We start from the raw sequence: 5,958 nt of genomic DNA, 5'->3' as shown, positions 1-5,958 counted from the left end.
ACACCGCCCACACCGCAACCACCAACTCGGCCGAACGCGGCAACGCCAACCCCACCAACGCCTCAGGACCCACCCCCTCACCCACCAACACCCGACCCAACCGACTCGCACGCACATCCAACTCCGCATACGACAGCCCGACATCCCCCACCACCACAGCCACCGCATCCGGCGTCCGCGCCACCTGCGCCGCAAACAACTCGGGCAACGTCAACCCCGAAACCGCCACCCCCGTGGCATTCCAGTCCACGAGCATCTTCCGGCGCTCGTCGTCGTCGAGGACCTCCACCGAGCTCATGGGTATCGACGGATCCGCGGCCACAGCCGACAGCACTCGGAGCCAGCGGTGTGCGATCCGGTGGGCCGTCTCCTCGTCGAAGAGGTCGGCCGACACCGTCACCACGCCACGCATGCCGGCCGGCGCGCCCCCGGCGCCGAAGGTCTCGGCCGCTGCGACCTCCAGGTCGAACTTCGACGTGGCAGTTCCGCGAGTCATGCGGGACGCCTTGAGGCCGGACAGGTCGAGCTTCGCCGGACCGGCGTTCTGCAGGGTGAGCATGACCTGGAAGAGGGGGTGCCGCGCGAGGGAGCGGGTCGGCGCCAGCTCTTCCACAAGTCGTTCGAAGGGCACGTCCTGGTGCTCGAACGCGCCGAAACTCGTCTCCCGGACCCGGTCCAGCACGTCGGCGAACGTCGGATCGCCGGAGAGGTCGGTACGCAGGACGAGCGTGTTGACGAAGAACCCGACGAGGTCGTGGAGTGCCTTGTCGGTGCGTCCGGCGATGGCTGAACCGATCGGGATGTCCGTACCGGCGCCTAGCCGGGACATCGTCACGGCGAGTGCCGCCTGGAGCACCATGAAGAGGCTCATGCCTCGTTCGCGTGCCATGGCGACGAGCCGCTCGTGCACCACGGCCGGGATCTCCAGTTCAGCCTGGTGGCCTCGGTGGGTCGGGACGGCCGGGCGCGGGCGGGCGGTCGGCAACGACAGCTCCTCGGGGACCCCGGTCAGGGCCTGCCGCCAGTACTCGACCTGCTGGTTCAGCACGCTCTCCGGGTCGTCCTCGTCGCCCAGCAGCTCCCTCTGCCACATGGCGTAGTCGGCGTACTGCACCGGCAGGGGCTCCCATTCGGGCGCCCGGCCGTCGCGGCGCGCCGCGTAGGCCACCGAAAGGTCACGCGCCAGCGGGCCGGCCGACCAGGCGTCCCACGCGATGTGATGCACCAGCAGGACGAGCACGCACTCGTCCTGGCCCACTGTGAGCAGGCTGGCTCGCAGCGGGATCTCCGTGGCCAGATCGAAGGCGTGCCGCACGGTGTGCTCGACGGTCTCCGTCAGGTGCTCCGGAGACACGTCCACGACGGCCAGCTCGAATGCGGTCTCCTCGACCGGCAGGATGCGCTGGTACGGCTCGCCGTCGGGCGCGGGGAACACCGTCCGCAGCACCTCGTGCCGTTGCAGCACGTCCCGCAGCGCCGCTTCCAGCGCTTCCCGGTCGAGCACCTCGGGGAAGCGCAGCACCGTCGGGTTCGTATAGGTGGTGCTCGGCCCCTCCAGCTGTGCCAGGAACCACAGACGACGCTGGGCGAACGAGAGCGGGATCATCAGGACTCCTCCTGGCTGCGCATCGGCCGCAGCGCGGGCCTAGCTTTCGGACGGCTGTCACCTTGCTGTGTGAGCCAGACCGCGAGCCCGGCCGGCGTCGGGGTGCCGAAGACCGCCCGGATCGGCAGTTCCGTCCCCAGTTCCTCTCTGATCTCGCTGCTCAATCGGGTCGCCAGCAGCGAATGCCCGCCGAGGGCGAAGAAGTCGTCGTCGACTCCGACCCGGCCCACGCCGAGTACGCGGGCGAACGCCCGGCAGAGGGTCTCCTCCAGTGGCGTGGCCGGGCCGCGCCCCCGCCTCTCCGCGTATTCGGGGACGGGCAGTGCCGCACGGTCGAGCTTCCCGTTCACCGTCAGCGGCAGCGCGTCCATGGCCACCACGGCCGCGGGCACCATGTGGCCGGGGAGCCGACCTGTCGCCCAGGTGCGCAGGGCATCGGGCAGGGCGTTCGGCAGGGCCGCCTCCGCCGTGGCGTCGGCGGTGGCGTCGGTGGCGCCGCCGTCGGGGGCCGGGACCACGTACGCGACCAGGCGCTTGTCGCCGGGCGTGTCCTGCCTTGCGATCACCGCGGCCTGCGCCACCTGCGGGTGCGCGGCCAGCACCGCCTCGATCTCTGCGGGCTCGATCCGGAAGCCGCGGATCTTCACCTGTTCATCGACTCGGCCGGCGAACACCAACTGGCCGTCCCCGGTCCAGCGCACCAGGTCCCCGGTCCGATACATCCGTTCGCCCGTATCACCGTACGGGCAGGCCACGAACCGTTCGCCGGTCAGGTCGGGCCGGCCCACGTAGCCGCGCGCCACCTGTGCACCGGCGACGTACAGCTCGCCCGCGACGCCCACCGGTACCGGCTTCAGCCGGGCGTCCAGCGCGTACAGCCGCGTGTTGGCCACGGGCCTGCCCACCGGCACCGCACCGGAGCCGAGCGACTCCGCAGACAGGCGAGCCGTCGCCACGGCGATGGTCGTCTCCGTCGGACCGTAATGGTTGAACACCCCCTGCTCACCGGCCGCCGCCAGCAAGCCGGCCACCAGTTCCCGCGGTGCCTCTTCACCGCCGAGCACCAGTGCCTTGCCCGGCAGGACCCCGGCGGCACCCTCGGGTCCGGCGGTCAGCGCCGCGAGATGCGAGGGCACGCCCTTGAGGTAGTCGATGCGGTGTTCCGTCAGATACCTGCTCACCGCCACGGCATCGGTCACCGTGTCCTCGTGCAGGATGTGCAGCTCACCACCGGTGACCAGACTGGCGAACACCAGCGTGTTCCCCGAGTCGGTCGTCTGGGCCTGCACCACCGCGTGGCGACCGGGCCGGTCGAGGCCGATCCGCCCGGGCACCGTGGTCACATAGTTCGCCAGTCCGCCGTGTGTGACCGCCACGCCCTTGGGCCACCCCGTCGAACCCGACGTGTAGATCACGTACGCGATCTGGTCCGGCAACGGCGCTGCGGGCTCCGCCGACGGTTGCGATGCCGCTGCCGGTTCCGGTTCGGTCGACGGCTGTATCGACTCCACTGCGTCCACCGCGATCAGCCGATGTCCGCTCGCCGGCAGTGACTCGACGAGCTCGCCCGTGGTGAGGGTCAGCACCGCACCGCTGTCCGCCAGCACGTACGCGATGCGTTCGGTGGGCAGCGTCGCATCGACCGGCACGTACGCCGCCCCCGCCTTCCACACGCCCAGGATCGCCGCGATCGTCTGGACACCGCGCGGCAGGCACAGACCCACCACGGACTCCGCGCCCACGCCGTGAGCGCGCAGATGGCGCGCCAGCCGGTTCGCCCGTGCCTCCAGCTCCGCGAACGACACCTCCACACCGTCCTGAACCACGGCGACGGCGCCCCGGGTACGACGCGCCTGAGCCTCGAACAGGGTGGGCACCATCGACGCGACGCCCCCCACCGCCGTGTCGTTCCAGTCCGTCAGCAGTCGGTCCTTCTCCACCGCGTCCAGGATCTCCATCGACGACAACGAGCTGTCCGGGTCGTGCTCCAGGGCCGTCACCACGCTGTCCAGGCAGGTGTGCAGCAGCCGGCACACCGCCTGCCCGTCGACCGGGCCCACCGCGTCCACGTTCAGCCAGAACCCGGACTCCAGGTCGTCCACCGACACGGCCACCGGGTAGTTGGTGGCGGTCCGGGCGTACACCGTGCTGATGCCCTTGGACGAGGTCGCGGCGCTCGGACCGGGCTGCGTCTGCGGGCGCCTGCCATGCCGATAGTTGAACAGTGAGGCGAACAGCGGGCTGCCGTTCGGGACGCCACTGGCCTGCTGCGCCAGCCTCAGCGGCGCGTGCTCGTGCACGAGCAGCTCCGCGAGCTGATCGCGTACGCCCTCCAACGCCCGGCCCACACTGACCCCGTCGACACGGACGCGGACGGGCAGGGTGTTGATGAACAACCCGGGCACCCGATCCGCACCGGCACCGGCGTTCATCCGCCCGAACAGCACCGTGCCGAAGACGACGTCGTCACGGCCGCTGATCGTGGCCAGCACCCGAGCCCAGGCCAGGTGGAACACCGTGGCGGGGCTCGCACCGAGTGAGCGGGCGATGTCGCGTACTCGCCGGCCCACCTCGTCGTCGACGCCCATCCGGGAACGCTCGACATCGCTGCCGTCACCGTGCACGTCCAGCAGACCGTACGGTGCGGTGGTCTCCTCCACATCGCCCAACAGGTCGGCGAAGTACCGCTCGTGTTCCTCCCGCGTCACACCGAGTCGGGCCTGCGCGACGAAGTTCCGGAAGGGCACCGGCTCGGGCAGGGAACCCTCCTGCCCCGACAGGAACGCTCGCATCTCGTCGAGCAGCACGTCCTGGCCGGTGTGGTCCTGGACCAGGTGATGCATCCGCAGCAACGCCAGCCATCCACCGACCTGGCCCGGCTGAGGGGTGATGTGCACGTCGATCAGTGGCGCGCGACGGATATCCATGTGCGATCCGGCGGCCTCGATCAACTGCGCCACCGCATCGGGGCCTTGCAGGTCGAGAGAGACCTCGTGGACGGGCAGTTCGGCCACACGGACCACGACCTGCACCGGCTCGCGCAGTTGCTCCCACACGATCGCCGTGCGGTAGATGTCGTGCCGGTCCACCACCCGTTGGAGAGCGCCGAGGAAGGTGTCCAGGCGGTCCCGCGAGTCGAACTCCATGACCCTCGGAGCCGCGTACACGTCCGTGCCACCGTCGGTCTGGAGCAGGTGGTGGAAGAACAGGCCCTCCTGCAGAGGCGCCAGGGGGTATACGTCAGCGATGTTGGCCGCGCCGCCCTGGACCGTTGCGACGATCCTCGCGACCTCTTCTTCGGACAGCTCGACGAGCGGGAGCATGTCCGGGGTGATGTGCTCGGCGCCGTGCGGGATGCGGTTCTCCGGAACGTCGACCGTGTCCGGAGCCGACACCTCAGCCAGGCCTGCGGGAGTGGGTGTCTGGAACAGGGCGCGGACCGAGAGGGACACGCCCCGGCTGCGCAGCTGCTCGACCAAAGAGACGGCGAGCAGGGAGTGCCCGCCCAGCGTGAAGAAGTCGTCATCCACACCGACCGCGGGCAGACCCAGCACCTGGGCGAAGGCCTGACACAGAATCTCCTCCTGCACGGTTGCCGGAGGACGCCCCGTGCCGGCCGTCGCCGCCGCCCCGTAGTCAGGAACGGGCAGAGCCTTGCGATCCAGTTTGCCGTTGCCCGTCAGCGGCAGGGCATCGAGGACCACCACGGCCGCGGGGACCATGTGGTCCGGCAGACGGGCCGTTGTGAAATCCCTGATTGCGTCGGGCAATTCAGTGGTTTCGGTGTCGTCGGTGACGATGTAGGCGACCAGGCGGACATCACCGGGGGTGTCTTCGCGGGCGACGACTGCGGCCTGGGCGACCAGCGGGTGCGCGGCTACGACTGCCTGCACCTCGCCGGGCTCCACTCGATACCCGCGGATCTTCACCTGCTCGTCGGCACGACCGGCGAACACCAGCCGGCCATCGGCCGTCCACCGTGCGCGATCGCCCGTGCGGTACATCCGCTGGCCGGGTGAGCCGAAGGGGCAGGCCACGAAACGCTCGGAGGTGAGACCGGGCCTGCCCACATACCCGCGCGCCACCTGTGCGCCCGCCACATACAGCTCACCGACCACGCCGACCGGCACGGGGTTGAGCCGGTCGTCCAGGACGTAGGTCTGTGTGTTGGCCACCGGGGAGCCCACCGGGATCACCCCGGCAGCCACATCCTCCGAGGTCAGGGGTGTGGTGGCCACGCCGACCGTGGTCTCCGTGGGCCCGTAGTGGTTGAACACAGCCGTGGCCAGCAGCTCCCCGACCAGCTCGGCGGAAGCCGCCTCACCACCCAGAACCAGCGACCGCACCGACGT

2 protein-coding genes are annotated in these 5,958 nt (G+C 70.3%); both read right to left on the bottom strand.

The window, feature by feature from the left end:
• A partial coding sequence (locus ACFZDI_RS35835; protein WP_391256736.1) for a condensation domain-containing protein occupies positions 1-1,606 on the bottom strand: 1,606 nt, incomplete at its 3' end.
• The coding region (locus tag ACFZDI_RS35830) for an amino acid adenylation domain-containing protein (protein WP_391256733.1) at positions 1,606-5,958 on the bottom strand (4,353 nt) is incomplete at its 5' end. The genes ACFZDI_RS35830 and ACFZDI_RS35835, both read right to left, overlap by 1 nt.

The sequence above is a fragment of the Streptomyces sp. NPDC007907 genome (assembly GCF_042959365.1).
Classification (GTDB): Bacteria; Actinomycetota; Actinomycetes; order Streptomycetales; family Streptomycetaceae; genus Streptomyces; species Streptomyces indiaensis.
Note: the sequence above shows the minus strand (reverse complement) of the source record. Positions and strands in the feature narration are given on the sequence as shown.